We start from the raw sequence: 22,242 nt of genomic DNA, 5'->3' as shown, positions 1-22,242 counted from the left end.
GGCCAGGCGCGACCAGTCGTCCATGAACCGGACGCCACAGACCAAGCAAAGCAGAGCACAACCAAGAGATCATCAACCAACTGGCTATAAACCAATAGAATATCAGCCAACCGAACACCACCCAATCGAGCAAAGCAGCCACCATGAACACCGAACAAAAACAATCATCCTCAGGGTCTTCCCTGATCAGCTTCCGTCTGGCCAACAGCCTCATGCGCTCTTCCAAAGACGACCGCCGCATCAACGCCTTGGCCATCCTCGCCTTCACCGTCTCCATGGGGATCTTCCTCACCGTCATCGGAGGCTTCCATGCCTTCGTCATCCGGTCGCAGGAAGCCAAGACCCTTTTCACGAACCCGATTACCCAAGAGATGGCCAGCTCCTACATCATCTACGCCGGCATCGCCATAGCCCTGATCATCGCCCCCTTGGCCACCCTCTCCGCCCATGCGGCCCGGCTGACCCTGCGCCGAAGGGACCGCCGCCTGTCCACCTTGCGTCTGGCGGGGGCGACGCAGGCCCAGACCACCCTCCTGACCGTCATGGAAAGCGCCCGGCAGGCCCTGATCGGTTCCCTGCTCGGCTGCCTGCTTTACCTGGCCTGCATACCCCTCGTCCGCCTCATCGTCTTCCAAGGACTCCCCTTCAGCTTCAGCCAGCTCTGGGTCGGCTTCCCCATCATGATCGCCGCGGTCGTCGCCATCACCCTCATCTGCATGCTCTCCGCCCTGGTCTCCTTGCGCAAGGTGAACATCAGCCCCCTGGGGACCAGCATGAGGGTCGGCAACCCGCAGATGAGCAAAGCCCGCATCGCCGTGGGGGCCGTCCTCCTCGCCTTCGTCGTCTTCATCTTCACCAGCCGGGCCGGTGGCGGCCAAGATATGCTCGGGAAAGTCCTGATCGCCGTCGCCGGGGTCTCCATCATCGTCGGTGTCATCAACCTCATCGCCCCTCTCTTCATCTCGCTTTTCGCCAAACTTCTCGTCCTCCACCCCATCAACGCTTCATGGCTGATTGGCCTGCGTCGCCTCATCGACGACCCCAAACGAGCCTGGAGGTCCAGTGCCGGAGTCGGACTCGCCGTGTTCGTCTGCGCCATCGCGGCTGCCGCCGAAGTGACCTCGGCCGGAGGAAGCAATAAACCTTCCTACGACCAGGCGATGCAGATCTACATGCTTGACATCGGGACCGGCGGACGACTGACCCTGGCCTTCGTCTCCATCCTCGCCTCCGTCTCCGCCATGGTCACCCAAAGCGCCATGGTCTACGACCAGGCCGACCAATATCTGAGCCTGTCCATGGAAGGGGCCGACCGCAAGGTGCTGGACAAGGCCCGGCGGGTGGAAACCGTCACCCCCCTGCTCATGGTCACCATCATCTGCACCATCCTGGGCCTTCTGCTCCTGAGTACCGCCGGAATGCAGACGATGGTCTCCCCCACTTTCCTGCCTTCCTATCTGCTCATGGTCGCCGCTAGCGTCGCCCTAGTCATCTTCGGCGGCATGGCTTCCCGAATCGCTTCCCGCCAGGTCTCCGCCCGCATGGTCCGCCAGGACGACTGAGGCGGAAGGGGAAGACTGGAAAATAAGAAAAACAGGGCCCGAGGAATCATCCCCGGGTCCTGTTTTCGTTCTCATTCGGCTGACTCAAGCTAGCGACCATTAACCAACGGGAGCCAATGATCTTAAGCCAATTGCCGATGCCTGCCGGTGAACCCGACAATCGCGAGCCGGAACCCCTCAGACGGAGGATCACAGGCAAAGGATCCCGCAGCCGAATGCCGTCTTCTCAGCTGCTTAGTTGACCGCCGGCATGGCTCCCTCATCCACCTCGTCCACGGTCTGGTCGGGTTCTCGCTGAGCCTGTTCGGCATCGCCCTGGCCCTGCCCGTCATGGTCTTGGGCGGCGAGGGCCTGGTCGTAAGGCTTGCTGGTGAAAGTGAATTCCCCAAGGATGCCTTCGCCTTCGGCGTCGACCACGATCTCCTGATTCTCCTTGAGGTCGCCCAAAAGAATCTTCTCGGAGATGGCGTCTTCGATATCCCGCTGGATGACGCGCCGCAAAGGACGGGCGCCCAGAAGCGGATCGAAGCCCTTCTCGGCCAGGAGGTCTTTGGCCTTGTCGGTCAATTCCACGGTCATATGGCGTTCGAAGAGCCGGTCATTCAAAGCCTTCACATCCAAGTCTACGATTTGGCGGACCTGCGGCTCTGTCAGCTGCTTGAAGACGATGATGTCATCCAGGCGGTTGAGGAATTCCGGACGGAACTGCCCCTTCAACTCTGACTGGACCTGGTCTTTCATGCGCTGGTAGGAGGTCTCCGTCTGCCCACCCAGGTTGAAACCGGTGTTCTGGGCCTGGGAGATCTTGCTGGTGCCCAGGTTGGTGGTCATGATGATGATCGTGTTCTTGAAGTCCACCTTGCGACCTTGACCGTCGGTCAAATGACCATCGTCCAAGACCTGCAGGAGGGTGTTGAAGATGTCGGGGTGGGCCTTCTCGATTTCGTCGAAAAGGATGACGGAGAAGGGCTTGCGGCGGACCTTCTCGGTCAGCTCGCCGCCTTCCTCATAACCCACGTATCCGGGAGGGGCGCCGAAGAGGCGGGAGGTGGAATACTTCTCGCCGAATTCGGACATGTCCACGCGGATGAGGGCGTCCTCATCATCAAAGAGATACTCGGCCAAGGCCTTGGCCAGCTCCGTCTTACCCACGCCGGTAGGTCCGGCGAAGATGAAGGAACCGGAAGGACGCTTGGGATCCTTCAGCCCCACGCGGGCGCGGCGGATGGACCGGGCCAAGGCTGAAACGGCTTCATCCTGGCCGATGACCCGCTTGTGCAAGGCGTCCTCCATGCCCAAAAGCTTCTTGGATTCGGTCTCGGTCAGCTTGAAGACCGGGATGCCGGTGGAGGAGGAAATCACATGGGCGATGGTGTCTTCGGTCACCACCATGGAAACGTCGGACTCCCCTTCGCGCCAAGACTTCTCCTTATCCTTGCGTTCCTGCTCCAGCTTCTCCTGGGCGTCGCGCAAAGACGCGGCCTTCTCGAAGTCCTGGTCGGCGATGGCCTGATCCTTGTCGGCCTTGACCTTGGCCACCTTCATATCCAGCTCCTTCAAGGCGCTGGGGGCCGTCAGCCTCTTGATGCGCAGGCGGGCGCCAGCCTCATCGATCAAGTCGATGGCCTTGTCGGGCAGATGCCTGTCCTGGATATACCGGGAAGACAGCTCAGCGGCGGCCTGGATGGCTTCGTCGGTGATGGTCACATGATGATGGTCTTCGTACTTCTTGCGCAGGCCTTTCAGAATCTCGATGGTCTCCGCGATGGTTGGTTCCGCAACCTGGATGGGCTGGAAACGGCGCTCCAAAGCGGCGTCCTTCTCGATGTACTTGCGATACTCTTCGGTCGTGGTGGCGCCGATGGTCTGCAGCTCGCCGCGAGCCAGCATGGGCTTGAGCATGTCCGAAGCGCCCATGGCCCCATCCGCGGAACCGGCGCCAACGATGGTATGGATCTCGTCGATGAAGAGGACCACGTCACCACGGACCTGGATCTCTTTGAGCACCTTCTTCAGGCGTTCTTCGAAATCCCCCCGGTACCGGGAGCCGGCGATCATGGAGCCCAGGTCCAAAGCGTAGATCTGCTTGTCTTTCAAGGTCTCCGGAACGTCATCCGCCACGATTTTCTCGGCCAAGCCTTCTACCACGGCGGTCTTACCTACGCCAGGTTCGCCGATCAGCACAGGATTGTTCTTAGTGCGGCGGGACAACACGACCATGACGCGTTCGATTTCATTGCTCCGCCCGATGACCGGATCGAGTTTGCCATCTTTCGCTTCCTGGGCCAGGTTACGGCCGAACTGGTCCAGAAGAGAGGATCCGGACCGGTTGGTCTTATCGGCCACACCGCCGGAATTTGCCATCTGACCGGTAGAAGAGCCGGCGCTGGTATCGCGAATGGAATCGATGACGGTGGTGCGCAGATTGGCGATGTCCACCCCCATCTTGACTAGGACCTGGGTCCCTACCCCTTCGCCTTCGTGGATGAGACCCAAAAGGATATGTTCCGTGCCAATATAGGAATGCCCCAGTTGCAGGGCCTCCCGCAAGGACAGCTCCAAGACCTGTCTGGCATGAGGGGTGAAGGGAATGTGGCCTGTAGGGGCCGCGGAGCCCTTGCCGATCATCTCTTCCACCTGTTGGCGGGCGGCGTCAAGCTCCACGCCTTTGGAGGCCAGGGACTTGGCGGCCACGCCTTCACCCTCACGGATGAGGCCGAGCAGGAGGTGCTCAGTGCCAATATAATTGTGCTTCAAGGCTCGCGCCTCTTCCTGAGCAAGCACGATGACCCGGCGGGCCCTATCGGTAAAACGTTCAAACATAAATTATTTCCTCATTCAGTCACGAAAATAACTACACCCAACTATACCGATTCATTGGGATACTTCTTCCCTCCCTCTTGCCGATTCAGCCCTTGACGCAAAAAGTTGCGCCGACCCGGCTCAAGATTTTCCTCTCTGCCATCCCTATCCTTCCTATCGCAAGTTGCCCTCTCATCACAAGTTGCGAAGCGGGCCACTCGTGTGAGTAAAACCTATGAAAGCTATAAGGACTCATGCATGTCTTTGACCAAATCGACTAGACTGGAAAACAAGGCCTCCCATGAGAATCCCCTAAAAGGAGACCAGCGGGAGGTTCCGGAAGACGCCCGAAGGTTCCGGGCAGCTTCGGAAAACTTAAGAAGGCCTCAGGGAGTTTCAGAGAACAAACGGAAAATCAACAGAGCATAGGAAACGAGGGACCATGGAACTAGCGGATATCGTTGCAGGGGTTGACGGATCGGACGAGTCCTTCGCTGCCCTTCATTGGGCCCTGCAGGAAGCGGTCACGACCGGACAGAAGGTGAATGCGGTCTATGGTTGGACCCATTCATGGGATATGGGAGAGCGCCCGGAGACTGACGCCGAATGGGCCAAAATCCACAAACTGATCACCATGGAGCTGGATGAATGGGCGACCAAGGCGAGCGCGGGAATCGAATTCGACCGGGATAAGCTCACCCTCACTTCAGTGCATGCGGCCGGGTCCACGGCCCTGCTCACCCTCGGCAAGAACGCCCAGCAGATCGTCGTGGGGCGCCGTTCCCTGAATCGCCTGGCCCGCTGGTTCCTGGGCTCCATGTCCGACTCTCTGGTGGAGAAATCGTCGGTACCCGTGACCATCGTTCGCGTTGACGCGGTCCCGGAAGTCGATGAAGAGGAATCCATTGAGAACGCCCTCTCTCCAAACGGCTCCGACCCCCAGCTTGTCGATGAATTGGCGGCCGAATCCCAGATGTTGGGGAATACGGTTATGCCAATCGTCGTCGGAATCGACGGATCGCCCGTCTCCCAACGGGCATTGGCTTTCGCGGCCGAAGAAGCCCAGGCGAGCGGCCGGCCTCTTCATGTCTTGTATTGTTGGCGGATGAAGAGCTTGGCGGAGTTGGCCGACCGCACCCATGCGGTCCCCTCCAAGGAGGAGGCGGAAGGTTATGCCCAGGAATTCGTCAAAAGCGAAGTGGGTCGCGCCCATCTGGACCCGGCGATCGCTGTCCATCCCCACGCCTTCCACATCAATCCGGTCAAAGGGCTTCTGCGCGCGTCCCGTTACGCCAATCGTTTGATCGTCGGTTCCCGCGGGCTTCATGGCTTGGATGCCATGGTTCTGGGGTCCGTCAGCCGGCAACTGCTGGATAGCGCCCATTGCACGGTGACCATCGTGCATTGATCCATTGGCTCATCGATTCATCGGACCATTGGCTCATTGGTCCATTGATCCAGGTGACCAGATCGTCGATCCCGTCAGGCTTCAGTCTTTGATGATGACGCGTTCGTCTCATCATCCGCCGCCGAATCGTCGGTCTTTTCAGAGGAGGCTTCCCCAACCGTCTCCGTGGAGGTCTCGTCCTGGGACTCTTCGCTTTGGTTTTGAGAGTCCTCATCTTCGGTTTCCGATTCCTCGATGATTTCCACCTCATCGTTCTCGTCCCGGCGGACTTGGGGGACCACTTCTATATCGGTGGAATCGTCAAGACGAAGGTCCGATTGCACCCACAGCTCGGTCGGCTCGGGAGGTTCGATCTCCGAATGGCCGCCGCAGCCATGGTCCAGAGAGACCACCCGCCCGTCATCCTGACTCCATTTATTGGCGCAGACGCCGAACATGGATCCCAGCTGGCCTTGGAGGGGGATGAAGAAAGCGCACGTCTCGCACACATTGCCTTCCGCCGCCTGGGTCGACAAGGATTTCGGACCATGAGGCCCATTGTACCAACGGTGGGCGGTCTCTTCCCTCGCCTGGGCCGTCATCACATGACGCCGGGAAAGCATGAACGACTCCACGGCTTCGGCCCGGTCCTCTTCCTGGTCCGAAACCTGACTTTCCGCCTGTCCCGAAGCTTGATCGCCTTCCTCCTCGGAAACCTCCCCCGAGCCCAAACCATCCTCCATGCGAGGGTCGTCCGCCTGAGTCCCCAAGACGTCGGTGGGGGATAAATCCTCCGGCTTGATGCGGTCTTTCCAAGGAATCCAGTCAGGAGCCAGCAAGGATTGGTCCGTGGGGAGCAAAGACGCTTCGTCGACGGTCCACGACCCCAGCTCGGGATCATGGTAAAGGGTCACCGACCACTGCCAGCCTTCATACCCTTTGATATCGGAAACGAACCGATAATCAAAGACATTCTCCCCCATATCACGAGCGGTGAGGAAGGGGCCGACGTCTTCCTGCCTTTCCGCAGCCTCCAAGGCCACACGACGGGCGAGCTCCTGGGGGTCCTGCTGACGGACCTCCTCATTTTCTTCGATATTCGGTTCCTGTCCCATGAATCCTGTTCCTGTACGTAATTACTGTACGCTATTCCTGTACGTCGAAGTTATCCGCGACGGCCCGCAACATAGTCGCCAGCTTGTGCGACTCCTGGCTCGAGGGGTAACGGCCGCGGCGAAGGGAATTCCCGGCTGAATCCAAGAGCTTGATCAAGTCCTCCACGATGATGGCCATGTCATCGGCCTTCGGGCGAGTCGCCTTCACCAAAGAAGGGGTCGGACCAAGGACGACCACGTCCATCGCCTGAGGCCCGCGCCGGCTATCGACACGGGAGAACTCGACCTTGGCGCCTTTGCGCAAAGTCGTCACGCCAGCCGGCAGAGCCGTCTTCGGCATGAAGACGTCTTCCCCATCGTCACTGGTGATGAAACCATAACCTTTTTTCGCATCGAACCAACGAATCTCACCCGCGGGCATTTATCCACCTCACACATTTCAAAGAGTCTCATCCATTTTACAAGTCCGAACCTATATTCGCCTCTGGCGTGTATCACCCCATGCGCGGTATCTCCCCTAGCGGTTCTCGCCCCCGCGGGATCTCGCCTCGAAGGGATTTCACCCGAGATGAACCTCGCTCTTGGTTCGTTCATATCTTTACTTTTTACATCGAGCGCATTTTGACCCGGATGGATTCGCGGATTCTACAAGGGTCTATCCGCCCGACCTCCAAAGCCGAGAGCCCAGCTGCCTCGTCAATCCATAAACAGCAAGGGACCGATAACAACCAAGCAGCCAATCATAGGCAACCAGACAACCGACTGTAGATACCGGCTATAGGCAACTAGGCAGCCAGCTATAGGCAACCACGCAGCTGGTTAATCCACCCAGGTTAATCGGCTCGGCAGGACTGTCCCCCGTAGACTATCTGGGTGATACTCTCTTCCTCTTGCTTCTCCAACTTCTTCCGCTTCTTCTGCGCCTTCCGGTTTTTCCGGGCGTCGACGACGGACGTACCCTGTTCCAGCCGGTCGTTCCGGTCAAGGAAAACCCTGGTCTGCGAGGCGGGGATGACTATGGCGAAGCTCAGCCCTCCCCCATCGGTCGTGCTGGCGCAAATGAAACCATGATGGGCCTTGACCACCGCCAAAGCGATGGACATGCCCAAGCCGCTTCCACCTTTTTGCCTCGCCCGGGAGGGGTCAGTCGTGTAGAAACGTTCGAAGATCTTGGGTATCTTGTCCGGAGCCACTCCCGGACCATGGTCGCTGATGCGGATGATCACGAATTCGCGGCCGGCCTGGGTCTTCCTGGCGATGGCGACATCTTCCAAGAAGGCGTTGAGGGTCTCTTCCACAGGCTTGAATTTGCTGAGATCGCCGGTGCTGGTGACGGCCTTGACCACGGATACGCCGATTTCCACCGGCGAATCGGCCGGTGTATATCGATGGATATTGCCGATGATATTGGTCAGCACTTGGCGCAGACGAGTCGGATCCCCGCCTATGGTGATCTCCGCCGGAGCAGGCTCCACGACCCGCAGGCGATCCGTGCCTACGAGGGTCGGCTCATCCATAGTCTGCCGGGACCGATCCTGCCTGGCGGTCTCCCAAACGTTCATATCATCCTGCAGGGTCTTGTCATACCCGGCCTTGTCTTGCCGGCCCTTATCCAGCCTGTTTTTATCCGACCTGTTCTTGTCCTGTCTTCCCGAGCGCCGCCGCCCCTTCTGATGCTCCGATTCCGACTCGATTTCCTGCGCGGCCGCGCCCTTCTGCCTCTGAGCGGTGACGGCGGCGATCTCATTGAGCATGGCGTTCTGGTCAATCGCCACACGGCCAATCGTGATTTTCCGCTGGGGGTCCAAAGCATGCAGGTCCTCAGCCGACTCCTCCACCAGCTGATCCACCCGGACCCTCTGGGCCAGATCGATACCACGCCCTTCATCCATCCGAGCCAAAGACAAGAGGGATTCCACAAGGGAAGTCATGCGGGTGGACGAAGCCTCGATTCGATCAATCACTTCGTCAGCCCTCTCTTGAGCCCCCGGGGTCTGCCTTTGCATCTTGTAGAGTTCGGCATAACCATGGATGGCCGCGAGCGGGGTCCTCAATTCGTGGCTGGCGTCGGAGACGAACCGTTTCATCTGCTCCGTGGTCTCTTCTTGGCCTTTGAAGCTGGACTCGATGCGAGAGAGCATGGAGTTCAAAGAGGCGGAGAGGGAGCCGATCTCCGTGTTCACCGGAGCTTGGGGGACACGTTTCGTCAAATCTCCGGCCGCGATTTGAGCGGCGGTTTTCTCGATCCGTTTCAAAGGCAGCAAAGCCCGCCGGATCGACACCAAAGACAGGACGGCCCCGCATACTATCACGGCGAGGCTGACCAAGCTGAAATAACGCACCACTTTATTAGTCGCGTCATTCACCCAGTAAAGCGACTTCGCCACATAGACGATGTACTGCATCTTGCCGGAATCCGCATCCCTGATGCTGATCGCCATGACCTGCCAATTGGCCGACGCCGCATTGTAACTCTCTGCCGTATAGTTTTTGCTGATTACCTTCACCCGGGAAGGAACGGTGACCGGGCTGCCGTCGACCACTATAGCCGGACTTGTCTTCCCTGAAACCGGCAAGGAGGGAACGGCGATCAGATTGTCCCCGATGACGGCAGTGAAGGGGGTGGCGAGGACGTTGTTCTTCGCATCCCGGATCTGGAGAAAATACTCCGGCTGGATATTGGTCTCCTGGGCATCAAGAAAATCCCTCAAAGCCTGGGTCGTATCATCGTTCCCCGACGCAGCGCCAGGCGCGCTCCCCTCCCGCCCGATGCCGGATGAGCCGTTCTTCTGCCCCGTTGAACCACCGGAATTGAGGGAGAAATTAAGAATATCGCTCCTCTGGGCGACTTGTTTCTGAAGCATGGCCACATTGCTGCGGATGGATGTCGCCTGCTGGTGGAGCTGCGTATTGGTTTGACTCATCAGGGCGCCGAAAACGAGTTGTTGGGCCGCGATGGTCATGAAGACGCCAGCGATCAGCAGAATGATGAAGACGATGTTGACCAAACGCGCGGTCAAAGGGACGTAATCCAAGCGAAGTTTATGGCGATCCCGCCAAGCTCCGAAACGACCCCACCATGTTTGCGATTTTTGATCCCGCTGCGAAGACTGGGTCTGCTGGGCGTGCTGGGATTGTTTCACCTGCTTGGTCTGTTTCTTCTGCTGAGCCTGGGATTCTCCTTGGGAATTCCGGTCATGCTGAGTCCGTTGGTTTTCTCGCTCAGGCTTTTGACTGCCTTCCCGACCGGCTTCACTCTCTGTTTCCAGATTGAGTCGAGACGCCGAAGACGCATCTGACGCTCCAGCGGCTTGGGTGGTTCTCACCTTATCCGAAGACGATTCTTCCTCCGAACGTGATTGTTTGAAAGGTTCACTAGTCATCTTTCGTCCTTAGTCTGGAGCCTCAAACCTGGAGCCTTCTCTTAGGCCGGATGTCCACCTTTGCGACCAAAGGTCCAAGTAATCAAATGTTGGAACGTCCGACCGGTCCGATTCATGAGCGAGCACGCCTGCCATGTCGTCGCCCTGTCTTCTATCGGGGCTCGCGGATTATGTAACCGATCCCCCGCTTTGTCTGGATGATTGGCGTCACTTTATGCTCGGTCCCGTCCTCATCACGATAGGTGATTCCATCGATTTTCTTACGCAAATAAGAAATGTACGACTCGACGATCGCGGCATCCCCGCCCCAGTCATATTGCCAGACATGGTCCAAAATCTGAGCCTTGCTGAGAACACGCCCCTCGTTATCCATCAGATACCGCAGAAGTTTGTACTCCGTGGGGCTCAACTCCACAAGCTGGCCATGCCTGGTCACGTCATGCGAGTCCTCGTTGATTTCCAAGTCAGCCACCCGGATGATCGGATCGTCTTCGACTTGTTCCTGAGTCCGGCGGAGAATCGCCCGAATTCTCGCGACGACCTCTTCCAGGCTGAATGGCTTGGTCACGTAATCGTCTCCACCGACCGTCAGACCCATGACCTTATCTTGGGTGTCATCACGGGCCGTAAGGAAAAGTACCGGAGCTTCGATCCCCTGCTGCCGAATCCGCCGAGTGACCGTGAACCCGTCGATATCGGGGAGCATGACATCTAAAACGATCAAATCCGGATCCGTTTTGGTGATGACGTCAATCGCCTCTGTACCGCTCGCGGCGGTTTTCACTTCGAAACCCGAGAAATGGAGGCTGGCTGACACCAGCTCCCGAATGGAGGGTTCATCATCTACGACCACAATCGTTGCTTCAGAATTATTCGTCATGGTACCCATTTTACGAACCGGGCTGGGAGTTTTCTGGGAAAAAGCCGAAAGAAGAGGTACCTTGGGGACTCTTAAAAAGCTTCTCGAACTCTACTGGCTTCATCTCTTTTTGAATTCGTTCAAGGATGGATTCAGGGGTGAACATTGAAGAACGAAGAAGGGTGAGATGGGGCAGAAAGGATGAAGGAGGCGCAAAGAGTGACAAAGATGAAAAAGCGAATATCGAAAGGTGTGTGAGAAGACGAATATCAGAGGATGGGTATTGACGGGAAACGACTTCCTCTAATTGTGGATAACACACCCCAGATGAAGCGTGTTGTTCACATTCGACCACATTGCTTTTTTCGCTTGCTCTTACCGGTGATCCTCTTCTATCGTTTTTATATCTGATGGGCCTCAACAGATAAAGATAAGAGAATTGACACTAGCCCTGATCACACTGGTGGAAGTCCTTCCTATCGCGACATCATCAGCAACGAATAAAAGAAAGGAGGTCATGATGGCAACGTATCGAGTTGACTCAGACCGGCTCCAATCGGCCAGCGCCGCCGTCAATACTTCGGTGACAAGCATCCGGGATGCGACAAGGACCATGTACGCCAATCTGCAAGACCTGCAAAGCGTCTGGCATGGCAGTGCAGCCAGTTCATTCTCGGGCCTTATCGAGCAATGGCGCGCGGCACAGCAACAAATGGAACAGTCCCTGCAAAACATCCAGCAGGCGATGAGCAAAGCATCCGCCACTTACGCACAGGCTGAAACGAATGCGCAGATGCTCTTCGCCCATTAAACATAGGTCCTAAGAAAACTGAAGAATCTGTGTTCCCTAGCATCTACCGCCTAGCTTTAACTTCTCTCCAACCATCAACCAGATCATACGTCTGGATCTCTCAGTTATCGCTAGGCGGCAGCATGCTCTTTTGTCTTCGAACCTTGCCTCGTGCAGAAATCTTAACCTCATATAGTTCGATATCCAGCCTTTTCTCCTGAATCAAATATATCCCCCGAATACGGGCCTCACCGTCGCTTCCGGTTTAGGCACCAATCCAGATATCCACGCCACTCCCAGCATATGCCGATCATAAACAGCGGAACGAAAAAAGGTCGACCAAGAGCATGTCTTGATCGACCTTTTTCTTTGTCTCCTTAAGCCTCAATAGACACTGAAGAACTTTGCCACATCTTGGTCGGGCAAGCGCCTCCGTACGCCAGGAGCATTTTCTTCAATGTCTTGGGGCTTGGAAGACCCTCACGATATGGGAATCGCTTTAGTACCCCATATCAGGCTGAGCCGCGGCAGGGGCCGGAGGCTCTGGCTTGTTCGCCACCACAGCTTCAGTGGTCAGGAAAAGCCCGGCGATGGAAGCGGCATTCTGCAGAGCGGAACGAGTCACCTTCACAGGGTCGGTCACGCCGGCCTTCATCAGGTCTTCGTACTCACCGGTAGCGGCATTCAGACCAGAACCAGCAGGAAGGGTCCGAACTTTGTCAATCACCACTTCGCCAGACAAGCCTGCGTTTTCAGCGATTTGCTTGAGCGGGGCTTCGATGGCGCGGAAGACGATATCGGCTCCCGTAGCCTCATCGCCATCCAGCTTGACGCTCTTTTCAGCCTCGCCGGCTGCCTGCACCAAGGCGACACCACCACCAGGAAGCAATCCTTCCTCAATGGCGGCTTTTGCGTTACGGACTGCATCCTCGATACGATGCTTGCGTTCCTTGGCTTCGACTTCGGTAGCAGCGCCAACCTTGATGACGGCGACACCACCGGCGAGCTTGGCCAAACGCTCCTGGAGCTTCTCGCGATCGTAATCGGAATCAGAAGCTTCGATCTCGGAACGAATCTGGGCGACGCGAGCGGCGATATCTTCCTTCGAACCAGCGCCCGATACAATGGTGGTCTCGTCCTTGGAGACGATAACCTTCGCAGCATGACCGAGCACGGTGTCATCAATCGAATCCAGCTTGAGACCGAGCTCATCGGACACTACTTGGGCACCGGTGAGGATCGCCATATCCTGCAGCATAGCCTTACGACGATCGCCGAAGCCGGGGGCCTTCACAGCGACCGTGTTGAAAGTTCCACGGATCTTGTTGAGGACCAAGGTAGGCAGGGCCTCCCCGTCGACATCCTCAGCGACGATCAGCAAGGGCTTGCCGGATTTGATGACCAAGTCGGCGATGTGAACGATGTCCTGCTGACTGGAAACCTTGCCGGAGGTCAGCAAGATGTAAGGATCCTCCAAAACCGCGGTCTGATCGTCGGCGTTGGTGACGAAATAGGGGGAAATATACCCCTTGTCGAAGCGCATGCCTTCCGTGAAATCGAGATCCAGGCCGAATTTATTGTTGTCCTCAACGGTGACAACGCCATCCTGGCCAACCTTGTCCAAGGCCTCGGCGATTTTTTCGCCGACTTCGGGATCTCCGGCCGAGATGGTCGCAGTAGCCGCAATCTGGTCTTTGGTCTCGACAGGCTTGGCGTTCTCCAGCAGATTCTTGACGATGGTCTGGGAGGCCTTTTCAATTCCGCGACGCAAAGCGATGGGGTTCGAGCCAGAGGTCACGTTCTTCAAACCTTCATGAACCAGAGCCTGGGCCAGAACGGTTGCGGTGGTGGTGCCGTCGCCGGCAACGTCATCGGTCTTCTTGGCGACCTCCTTCACCAGCTCGGCGCCGATACGCTGGTAGGGATCCTCCAGATCGATCTCCTTGGCGATGGAAACGCCATCGTTGGTGATGGTGGGAGCGCCATAGGACTTGTCCAGAACGACATTACGCCCCTTGGGTCCCAGCGTCACTTTCACGGTGTTGGCGAGCTCATCCAAGCCTTCCAACATGCCTTGGCGGGCTTCCTCGTCATACTTGATAATCTTTGCCATACTATCCTCTTTTTGCTTGAACAATGGCTTTTACGTCATCACCCGCGCAGAAGGTTAAATCCGATCGTCAGCTATCGAATTATCACTCTCATGCCTCGAGTGCTAAATATGAGATTAGCACTCTCCCCGGTCGACTGCCAACTTTTTGGAAGAAACGCCTGAAAGATAAGCTCCCAGCATTATTTGGCATTTTTTGTACAGCACGGCGTTATTCGGTATCCTTTTCTCATAAGGCCAAGCTTCGATTCCCTCACCTTCTCGGCTTCGTCGCGCCCACTACCTCAATCTCGTCAAGCTGCTCTCTCGATATCACTGATCCTGCTTGGATCCTTGTTTAGCCAGTCGTATCAGTCTTCCTGGTTTTCGCCTTTCCTTCCCCGAGCGGCGCGGGCGTACGAGCCGAAAGGAAGGATATCCTCGTGTCCCTCTTCCCCATTCTCAATGAACCGATACATGCGACGACGGGTGTCACCCTCGTAAATCACGGGGTTAAAATCGCGGTAAATGAAATGCCCTTTTTCGTCGAGCAATGAATCATCAATCAACCTTTTCGAAATCGATGCGGTGAAATGGGTCACCTGATCGAATTCGTGGACCTCCACGACATCGCACAAGAGTACGATGCGGGCGCGGGAAAGGACTGGCAAGCCTTCCATGGCCTGGAAGTCGACTCCGGATTCTTGCAGCTTATCCGTTCCCGGTCTACCCGCCTTATTGGTTCCGCCGCGCTTTATTCCTGCGAATTCAGCGACGGCCATCATGCCTTCGTCGATGACGTTCATCGAGAACCGTCCGGATTCTTTCATTTGATGGGCGGCGTTCGAGGTCGAAAGCATTCCGACACTGACCGTATTGCGCAAAGAATAAGAGGAAGTGCAGGTCGTGATGTTCATCCCATGTTTATCATCTTCATATCCGAGGATGAAAACGGGAAAACCGTAATACAACTTCTGCGTACCGTATTCAACCAACATGGTCTCCATAGTAGCGGAATCCCCCATCAGACTATTTCCTTCTGCCCCTCTTGCGCTCCCGAATCAGATGATGGTACCTGTACGGAGACCCACCTGCAGTCAATACGGGTCTCCATACAGGTATCCACCTTTCACTCGCCTGCCGTGGCTTTCACTCTCCTGCTTACTCGCCGGCCTTCAACTGGTAATTGAAAAGCTGCGAGAAATACGTGCCCGGACGGATCAGCTCCTGATAAGTCCCCGTTTCCACCACATGACCTTCTTTGAAGACATAAATCCGGTCGACCTTCTGCAAGGTCCAAGCCCGATGAGAGACCAAGACGGTCGCATGCGCGCGTGAGTCGTGCGCCAGCGTCGAATAAATGACCTCTTCCGACTGGGAGTCCACATTGCTCGTCGGCTCGTCAAGAATACGGATCGGAGCCGGTCTCAAAAGCATGCGGGCAAGCGCCAGCCTTTGCCATTCACCACCTGATAGGCCGACTCCTCCCCATTCTGCCCCCAACTGTGTATCCAATCCTTGAGGTAGAGCGCGGATGACTTTGTCCTCTCCAACGGCTCTGAGCGCATCCCAGATGCGGTCGTCCGCGACGCTGCCCGCTTCCATCCCAAGCTGGAGGTTGTCCCGGACGGTGAATTCGAACCTGTTGTATTCCTGAGGCATGACGGCGAAATGCCGAATTCGGTCAGAGAAATCGTGGGAGGTCATGTCGAACCCATCGAGAAGCACTTTCCCTGATTCTGCCGGCACGACGCCTAAGATTGACTGCAGAGTCGTCGTCTTTCCGGCGCCATTGCGCCCCACCAAGGCGATGGTCTCACCGAGGCGAGCTTCGATGTTCACACCTTCCACCGCCGGATGATCCTTCTCAGGATAAGTCACCTTCAAACCGGAGACCCGCAAAGCCGGAAGGAGTCCATCAGGGCTTTGCCCCTTCAATCGGTCATCGTCGAGTCGAGGCTTGACTTGGACCATGTTGGAAAGGCCCCATTCCTTTCCTGGCCTGTAGGAAGGAGCTTCGGCCGTGTCCTCTTCCATATCCTTCATTTGCCTAGGCTCATTCGCGATTTTCAAGAAATCGATAAAGGCCTCGATGGATACGGAGTCTTTGGCCATGCTCCCCAAATAGTACCCCAGATTGGACATACTGATCATGCCAGTGATCACGCCGATCAGAACACCGGAGACGACGGCTGCCCCGGCCTTCGAATCGATGAGGGAAAGCAGGGTACCCACGACCAGGAAAGCTTCAACCAAGCAAGCCCCGAGGATTCCGAAAAAGAAAATCCGGTCCAAAAGCAGATATTTCTCCATCGAATCCTTCCTCTTGCGATTCGCCAGCTCGGCGACGTACTGCCTGCCCTGCAACTGGGCGAGTTCATGAGCCTGTTGTTCGAAAGTGATTTGGTTTTCGCAATACTCCGCTCTTCGGTTACCTTTGACGATCAACGGCCAGATGCGCACTTCCGCCTTCGCCTCCACCATGGCGGCGAAAGCGATGGGAAAAAGGCAAAGAATCACCAATATGGCCGAAAGCGGGCTGATATGCCAGATGGGGATCATCAAGGAAACGCATGAAACAATGGCTGAAGCCAGCGAGGCGACGACACCGGGTTGGGCCGTAACGGATCCCATCGAAATCGCCTCACGAGCCTGCCGAGCGCGTTCCGCGATCCTTTCCCCTGTCAGACGGGCTGGATTCACCTCAGCGATGGCATTGTTCACCATACGGTAGCCAGCGCCGGTCAGACGATCCCGTAAGAACATGTTGGCTGACTGGAGAAAAAGGCTTGATCCCAGACTCATAGCGACCAGGAGACCGGTCATGAAAGCCCAGAAAAGGCCTCGCCCGTCTTGACGGCTTATCAGAGATCCCGTCAGCCGGCCAACGACATATGTTTCCAATCCTGGGACAGCGCCAATGACCACGGAGACGATGGCCATGCTGACCAAGGCCAAAGGAGCGTTCTGCCAACTCTGAGAAAGGCTCCACCCACAGCTGCGGACAATTGACTTTAACTGACTGACAATTGTCGCAGAAGGCGGCCTAAAGGAATCGCCCGGGTCTTTCTCATCCGCGGATTCCGGATTCTTCAAACCGTCATCCTCCAATACGTTATCTTCCAAGCCATCATTGGGACGAATCCCGTCATGAGCACCGGAACCGATGCCTGCAGCCATCCCAATCTTTTCATCGTCAACCGGCGGATTATTTACCATCGTATTCTTCGTATCTTTCATATCTTTCTTAGCGTCCTTGTCCGTCATGGTATCCTCGATTCCCTTTTTGTTTTTCATCGTTGTGATGGTCTCATCGTCTTTCACTGCAGCCTCATCCCACCATTTGGTTTCATCGCTTCGGATTTTCATCATTCAATCGTTCGGGAGACCGTGAGCTTATTCGGAACGGTGGCTGAAGTGCCAAAGGAATCCAGATATTGATGTCACAATCTATAATCAAAATTCATAATGCTGATGGAAGGATTCCAAAGGACGGTCTCAATTTTAAAAAGGACTTACCGCACGACTCTGACTAGGGATGCATCCCCCAAAAGATGACCATAATCCGCTGCGCGTTCCACCTTCAAGCGTCGCATACTCAGCACAAGCTCTGCATCAAGCTCGTTTTATAATTAATGACATATAATCCTCATGCTCTCAATGTATCAATCACCATGGAAAACAGGATACAGCCTCTTATGCGCCCCTCTTCGCCCCCGTCTCGAGACTTCCCGAATCATCATCGAAGATTGCGGAGATCTCATGCTTAATAAATACTTATAACAATACCTAAAGTGATACTTATAGTAAGGCCCTCCGAAACCTGGTGACCGGATTCCGAAGAGCCTTTTTTATCAAAGCTTCCCGCGAATTTTATCCATCGGTTCGCAAATCAGACGGAAGACGAAGAATGCTTCATATTTTTATGTCTTCATGTCTTCACACCCGATCAGATTTTTTCTACATTAAAAGATCTTTTCTACATCAAGGATGTATAAAGACCGAGGATATCCTCTTCCGTCGCTTGGCGTGGATTGCCCGGGGTGCAAACATCCCGGAAGGCGTCATGAGCCAAGGGTTTCAAATCCGCCTCCGTAGCGCCGACTTCGGAAATCTTGGTAGGATTGCCAAGATTGACGGTCAAATTGCGAACGGCCTGAACGGCCTCTTCGCGAACCTTATCCAAGTCGCCGGTATAAGCGTCCTCAACATGGAAGGCGCGAGCGATATCGCGATACTTCTCCCCCGTGTAATCCTTATTGTATTCCATCACGGTAGCCAGCAGGATACCATTGGCCACTCCATGCGCCACGTCTAAACGGCCGCCCAAAGGATGGGCCATGCCATGAACGAGTCCAAGACCGACGTTCGAATAAGCCATGCCGGTGATATAGGAAGCATAGGCCATACCCTCGCCCGCCTCCTTATCGCCTGCGACGGATTTCTCCAAATTATCGGCGATCATTTCGATGGTCTTCATCGACAGGGCGTCGGACAAAGCCCAAGCCCCGGGAGTGACGAAGCCTTCGATGGCATGGGTGAGAGCGTCCAGGCCTGTGGCCACCTTCAGTCCTCGAGGCATGCCGTCGGTCAAATCCGGATCGACGAAAGCGCGCACCGGGATATCATGCGGATCCACAGCGACGAATTTACGCTTATTCGCGGTATCCGTCACCACATAGTTGATGGTCGTCTCCGAAGCCGTGCCGGCTGTGGTGGGGACGCCGAAAATCGGGATCGAGGGATTCTTCGTGTCAGCGACGCCTTCCAAAGACAAGACATCGGCGAACTCAGGGTTTGCGGCGATGATGCCGATTCCCTTGCAGGTATCCTGAGGGGAGCCTCCTCCCAAGCCAATCAGGAAGTCGGCCCCTGAGGTCTTGAATTTAGACGCCCCGTCTTGGATACACTCCACAGGAGGGTTCGGCTTCACGTTCGTGAAAACCTCGAACTTGATCCCTCCCTCTTCCAAGACGTCGGTGACCTTCTTGACCGTCCCCACCCTAGAGTCGGCGAGGGTGGGGTCGGACACGATGAACGCCTTATGGAATCCATGGGTCTTGGCCACCTCGGGGATGTTCTTGATCGCGCCACGACCAAAATAAGCTTCTTGGTTGAAAATCATGCGATAAACCATATAACCTCCTTGAAATAGGTATCACGCGCGGCGGTCGCCACTTTGACCATCCCCTGCCATTCTAAGTATCCTCATCGAAATCGATGAAACCTTTTGGGTCGCTCACGGCGCAATGGCGACAAGACGCCAATGAAGCGATCCAAGGCAATCCATAGGAGGGGAGGTAGGGAGGAAATCAGAAAGTCCCGGTGGCGAAAAGCCAGCGGGACGAAAGACATCAGATGCTTGGAATCAGATGAATAAGAATCAACAAGGAATCAAATGATGGGGATTGAAGAATGGAAGAGAGGCATCTCTCACATCCCAGTTCCCTGCTCATTCCACGGCCACTATGCTCACTTCACGACTGCGACGACGGGAGCCGCGATCCCTGTAGCCTCCTCGACATTGGAGATTCCCAAGGTCTTGGCGACTTCCTCAGCCGTCGCCTTATTCTCTTCGCCACGGTACCAAACGGTCGCCCGCTCAGGGAGGGTGCTGCGGTCATTCGGATTGTTCGCAGAGACATTGGTGAAGCCTGCCTGGGTAAGGATGTCCCTGTTCTTGCCAGCCAGCCCAGCGGTGAACCCGCCATTGTAGACGATGATCTGCGTATCCTTGCGAACGGCTGTGCTGGAGGACGAGCTCTGATCCGAGGAGGGGCTGGATGACTTGGCGGTGGATGGGGACGCCTTACTCCCTGGCGTTTCCTTCGTTTGGGTCGCTTGCGAATCCGTGGACTTCTTCGCCGATTGAGTGACGGAAGTGGTCGCGGATTTAGCGGTGGAGGGGGTACGGGCGCCTCCTATGGCGCCGGACAACCAGGCCCACAGGAGCAGGGCCAGACAGATGGCTATGACGAGCACGATGAGATAGGGACGCAGCCGCACTCCCAGGCTCTTGCGTCCTCTGTGGGCTCCACCGGGCGTACCAGCGGCTTGCGTGAATTCATCCTCGATGGATGCCTTATCGCGATTGTCGGATGCCATGGTTCCTCCTCAATATTACAAGTCTGAAGTGTAGACCCCGGCTCTCACCACCAGCTTCCGACTCGGAAAATAGCACAATATGTTTGCAAAATGACTAAAGTGAAAGGCATGGAACCAATTCGGAAACCACTGTCAGAAATCATGGACCCCTCCTGGGCCACCGCCCTGGAACCTGTGGAGGGAGATATCCGTCGCATGGGGGATTTTCTGCGCGCGGAACACGCTTCCCACCACCCCACCCTGCCTTCGAGCAACAATATCTTCCGCGCCTTCCAGCTCCCTCTTGACCAAGTGAAAGTCCTCATCGTGGGGCAAGACCCCTATCCCACGCCCGGTCATCCAGTGGGACTGAGTTTTTGCGTCGCCCCTGACGTCGATCCCATTCCCGCCAGCCTGCGGAACATCTATCAGGAGATGATGGATGACCTGGGGCTTCCCCGTCCCTCCAACGGCGACTTGACACCTTGGGTCGTTCAAGGGGTCATGCTTCTGAACAGGTCCCTGACCGTACGCGCCGGAGCGCCGAACAGTCATCAAGGCAAAGGTTGGGAGAAAATCACCGAACAGGCGATCAAGGCTCTGAATTCGCGTCATGACGAAAGCGGCCGGCCCCTGCCTCTCGTCGCCATCCTTTGGGGACGGAACGCCCAATCCCTCGAGAGCCTTCTGACGAATGCGAAAATCATCAAATCCCCTCATCCCAGTCCTCTCTCTGCCAGCAGGGGATTCTTTGGGTCGCGGCCTTTCTCCAGGACGAACGCCTATTTGGAAGAGATGGGGACCAGTCCGATCGATTGGCGCCTTCCCTAGGCATTCTTCCGCAGATTCTCAGCTTCCAGTCAATGTAAGCCGATAAAATTGCCCTTATGGATTTATTCTCTTCTCAACAGGCTCCTCACGAGGACTCTGAAAATCAGAACTCCCAGAACTCTCCTCTCAGCCCTGAGGCCGCAGCGCATAGCAAGGAATTGGCGAACCGGATCCGTAAACGCTTCTCTCAAGGCCTTGTCGGACAAGACCAACTACGGGAATCCCTGATTGTCACCCTGGTGGCAGGCGGGCATATCCTCATCGAATCGGTCCCAGGATTGGCCAAGACGACCGCCGCCAAAATCCTCGCTTCGTGTGTATCGGGCACCTTCAAGAGAATTCAGTGCACCCCCGACCTGATGCCGGCGGATTTGATGGGCACTCAGATCTTCGATTTCGGCTCCCAGAAGATGATCACCCAGGTAGGCCCCATCAACGCCAACATCGTCCTTTTGGATGAAATCAACCGCTCTTCCGCGAAAACCCAGTCAGCCATGCTGGAAGCGATGGCGGAAGGCGCCACCACCATCGGCGGGGAACGCATCGCCCTGCCCGACCCTTTCATGGTCATCGCCACGCAGAATCCCATCGAGGAAGAAGGAACCTATACTCTACCTGAGGCGCAGATGGATCGTTTCACCATGAAAACGGTGATGACTTACCCCAGCAGCCAGCAAGAAGTGGACATGCTGACCCTCCTCTCCGGCCAGACGAGCGATGTGCCCAGCGCGGAAAGCGACCCTGACAACACCCTCTCCCTGTCTGACATCGCCTACCTGCGGCAGTGCTCCCGCAAGGTGCATGTCTCGGACGCCATCAAGGACTATATCGTCGATATAGTCACCACCAGCCGCGGCGCAGGCAGTCGGCCGATCAATGGCTTGGCGACCCTCGTCCGCCTCGGTGCCAGCCCCCGAGCCTCCATCGCCCTCATGCGGGTGGCCCAAGCCCAAGCTCTTCTGACCGGTCGGGACTACGTCATTCCGGAAGATGTGAAAGCCTACGCGCATGACGTCCTCCGCCATCGCATTTTGATGACTTTCGAAGCCTTGGCCGATGGAGTCACCAGCGACCAGATCATCGATTCCATCATCGAGACGGTCCCCGTTCCCTAACGCCTTCCAGCACGGTAGTCGATGCTTGCGGTATTCCGGCCTAGCAAGTCGGGATACCGGAAGCATCGACGGCCCATACAACCAGGAAATCCCCACCGGTCCTCTGGGATTTGGAGCACTCTGGAATTTGGAATACGGGGAATGGGAATACTGGGATATGGGGATTAAGGGCATGAGGAATTCGGCCCTAGCAGGGAAACGGCCCCATGCTCGCAAAGGCCCGAG

15 protein-coding genes and 1 pseudogene are annotated in these 22,242 nt (G+C 56.2%); 6 read left to right on the top strand and 10 right to left on the bottom strand.

Features of this window, described 5'->3' with window-relative positions; all coding sequences use genetic code 11:
• The first annotated feature begins 143 nt into the window (after positions 1-143).
• Entirely contained in the window at positions 144-1,562 is a 1,419-nt protein-coding gene (locus PSDT_RS02400; protein ID WP_006289840.1) for an FtsX-like permease family protein, read from the top strand.
• A gap of 234 nt (positions 1,563-1,796) precedes the next feature.
• Here the strand turns inward: PSDT_RS02400 and PSDT_RS02395 are convergent, their stop codons facing one another.
• On the bottom strand, positions 1,797-4,385 hold the full coding sequence (locus PSDT_RS02395) for an ATP-dependent Clp protease ATP-binding subunit (protein WP_006289838.1): 2,589 nt from the start codon (positions 4,383-4,385) through the stop codon (positions 1,797-1,799).
• Positions 4,386-4,806: 421 nt separating this feature from the next.
• Here PSDT_RS02395 and PSDT_RS02390 point away from each other — a divergent pair, with 421 nt between their 5' ends.
• The gene (locus PSDT_RS02390) at positions 4,807-5,772 is read left to right on the top strand and encodes a universal stress protein (protein WP_006289837.1); all 966 of its coding nucleotides are present in this window, start codon (positions 4,807-4,809) and stop codon (positions 5,770-5,772) included.
• Positions 5,773-5,846: 74 nt separating this feature from the next.
• Here PSDT_RS02390 and PSDT_RS02385 read toward each other — a convergent pair whose 3' ends face one another.
• The 4 genes from PSDT_RS02385 to PSDT_RS02370 all read right to left on the bottom strand — a co-directional run bounded on the left by PSDT_RS02385 (position 5,847) and on the right by PSDT_RS02370 (position 11,129).
• Positions 5,847-6,866 (bottom strand): DUF3027 domain-containing protein, encoded by a 1,020-nt coding sequence (locus PSDT_RS02385; protein WP_006289836.1) that lies wholly within the window; start codon positions 6,864-6,866, stop codon positions 5,847-5,849.
• Positions 6,867-6,897: 31 nt separating this feature from the next.
• On the bottom strand, positions 6,898-7,287 hold the full coding sequence (locus tag PSDT_RS02380) for a cold-shock protein (protein ID WP_006289835.1): 390 nt from the start codon (positions 7,285-7,287) through the stop codon (positions 6,898-6,900).
• A gap of 412 nt (positions 7,288-7,699) precedes the next feature.
• Entirely contained in the window at positions 7,700-10,249 is a 2,550-nt protein-coding gene (locus PSDT_RS02375; protein ID WP_006290589.1) for a HAMP domain-containing sensor histidine kinase, read from the bottom strand.
• A 151-nt stretch (positions 10,250-10,400) separates the two neighbouring features.
• Positions 10,401-11,129 carry a response regulator transcription factor gene (locus tag PSDT_RS02370; RefSeq protein WP_006292079.1) on the bottom strand — a complete coding sequence of 243 codons (729 nt, stop codon included), beginning with the start codon at positions 11,127-11,129 and terminating at the stop codon, positions 10,401-10,403.
• Positions 11,130-11,628: 499 nt separating this feature from the next.
• On the opposite strand from PSDT_RS02370, the gene PSDT_RS02365 reads away from it, so the two are divergent.
• Positions 11,629-11,919 (top strand): WXG100 family type VII secretion target, encoded by a 291-nt coding sequence (locus PSDT_RS02365; RefSeq protein ID WP_006292078.1) that lies wholly within the window; start codon positions 11,629-11,631, stop codon positions 11,917-11,919.
• A gap of 478 nt (positions 11,920-12,397) precedes the next feature.
• Here PSDT_RS02365 and groL read toward each other — a convergent pair whose 3' ends face one another.
• The 3 genes from groL to PSDT_RS02350 all read right to left on the bottom strand — a co-directional run bounded on the left by groL (position 12,398) and on the right by PSDT_RS02350 (position 17,113).
• Entirely contained in the window at positions 12,398-14,011 is a 1,614-nt protein-coding gene (groL, locus tag PSDT_RS02360) for a chaperonin GroEL (protein WP_006289831.1), read from the bottom strand.
• A gap of 347 nt (positions 14,012-14,358) precedes the next feature.
• Positions 14,359-15,012 carry a flavin reductase gene (locus tag PSDT_RS02355; protein ID WP_006290594.1) on the bottom strand — a complete coding sequence of 218 codons (654 nt, stop codon included), beginning with the start codon at positions 15,010-15,012 and terminating at the stop codon, positions 14,359-14,361.
• A 136-nt stretch (positions 15,013-15,148) separates the two neighbouring features.
• Complete coding sequence (locus tag PSDT_RS02350) at positions 15,149-17,113, bottom strand: ATP-binding cassette domain-containing protein (RefSeq protein ID WP_231859830.1); 1,965 nt, start codon at positions 17,111-17,113, stop codon at positions 15,149-15,151.
• A gap of 24 nt (positions 17,114-17,137) precedes the next feature.
• Between PSDT_RS02350 and PSDT_RS08240 the strand changes: the two genes are divergently transcribed.
• A complete protein-coding gene (locus tag PSDT_RS08240) occupies positions 17,138-17,428 on the top strand; it encodes a hypothetical protein (RefSeq protein WP_144412447.1) in 291 nt (96 codons plus the stop codon).
• Between the two features lie 538 nt (positions 17,429-17,966).
• On the opposite strand, the gene fucO is transcribed toward PSDT_RS08240, so the two are convergent.
• A complete protein-coding gene (gene fucO, locus PSDT_RS02345) occupies positions 17,967-19,124 on the bottom strand; it encodes a lactaldehyde reductase (RefSeq protein ID WP_006289828.1) in 1,158 nt (385 codons plus the stop codon).
• Positions 19,125-19,459: 335 nt separating this feature from the next.
• On the bottom strand, positions 19,460-20,092 hold the full coding sequence (locus PSDT_RS02340; RefSeq protein ID WP_006289827.1) for a LytR C-terminal domain-containing protein: 633 nt from the start codon (positions 20,090-20,092) through the stop codon (positions 19,460-19,462).
• 90 nt (positions 20,093-20,182) lie between these two features.
• On the opposite strand from PSDT_RS02340, the gene PSDT_RS02335 reads away from it, so the two are divergent.
• Together PSDT_RS02335 and PSDT_RS02330 are read left to right on the top strand one after the other, a co-directional pair.
• Positions 20,183-20,902, top strand: a complete 720-nt coding sequence (locus tag PSDT_RS02335) for a uracil-DNA glycosylase (protein WP_036696543.1) — start codon at positions 20,183-20,185, stop codon at positions 20,900-20,902.
• Between the two features lie 158 nt (positions 20,903-21,060).
• A pseudogene (locus PSDT_RS02330) lies at positions 21,061-22,017 on the top strand (AAA family ATPase); the annotation flags it as partial.
• Positions 22,018-22,242 lie beyond the last annotated feature (225 nt).

The sequence above is a fragment of the Parascardovia denticolens DSM 10105 = JCM 12538 genome (assembly GCF_001042675.1).
Taxonomy (GTDB): domain Bacteria; phylum Actinomycetota; class Actinomycetes; order Actinomycetales; family Bifidobacteriaceae; genus Scardovia; species Scardovia denticolens.
The sequence above is the reverse complement of the archived record's forward strand: the minus strand, read 5'-3'. Positions and strand labels throughout refer to the sequence as shown.

Coding starts and splice junctions, on each gene's coding strand:
- PSDT_RS02390 (WP_006289837.1), top strand. CDS start 4,807: ATGGAACTAGCGGATATCGTTGCAGGGGTTGACGGATCGGACGAGTCC.
- fucO (WP_006289828.1), bottom strand. CDS start 19,124: ATGGTTTATCGCATGATTTTCAACCAAGAAGCTTATTTTGGTCGTGGC.
- groL (WP_006289831.1), bottom strand. CDS start 14,011: ATGGCAAAGATTATCAAGTATGACGAGGAAGCCCGCCAAGGCATGTTG.
- PSDT_RS02375 (WP_006290589.1), bottom strand. CDS start 10,249: ATGACTAGTGAACCTTTCAAACAATCACGTTCGGAGGAAGAATCGTCT.
- PSDT_RS02370 (WP_006292079.1), bottom strand. CDS start 11,129: ATGACGAATAATTCTGAAGCAACGATTGTGGTCGTAGATGATGAACCC.
- PSDT_RS02395 (WP_006289838.1), bottom strand. CDS start 4,385: ATGTTTGAACGTTTTACCGATAGGGCCCGCCGGGTCATCGTGCTTGCT.
- PSDT_RS02355 (WP_006290594.1), bottom strand. CDS start 15,012: ATGGGGGATTCCGCTACTATGGAGACCATGTTGGTTGAATACGGTACG.
- PSDT_RS02380 (WP_006289835.1), bottom strand. CDS start 7,287: ATGCCCGCGGGTGAGATTCGTTGGTTCGATGCGAAAAAAGGTTATGGT.
- PSDT_RS02385 (WP_006289836.1), bottom strand. CDS start 6,866: ATGGGACAGGAACCGAATATCGAAGAAAATGAGGAGGTCCGTCAGCAG.
- PSDT_RS08240 (WP_144412447.1), top strand. CDS start 17,138: ATGAGCACCGGAACCGATGCCTGCAGCCATCCCAATCTTTTCATCGTC.
- PSDT_RS02400 (WP_006289840.1), top strand. CDS start 144: ATGAACACCGAACAAAAACAATCATCCTCAGGGTCTTCCCTGATCAGC.
- PSDT_RS02340 (WP_006289827.1), bottom strand. CDS start 20,092: ATGGCATCCGACAATCGCGATAAGGCATCCATCGAGGATGAATTCACG.
- PSDT_RS02365 (WP_006292078.1), top strand. CDS start 11,629: ATGGCAACGTATCGAGTTGACTCAGACCGGCTCCAATCGGCCAGCGCC.
- PSDT_RS02335 (WP_036696543.1), top strand. CDS start 20,183: ATGACTAAAGTGAAAGGCATGGAACCAATTCGGAAACCACTGTCAGAA.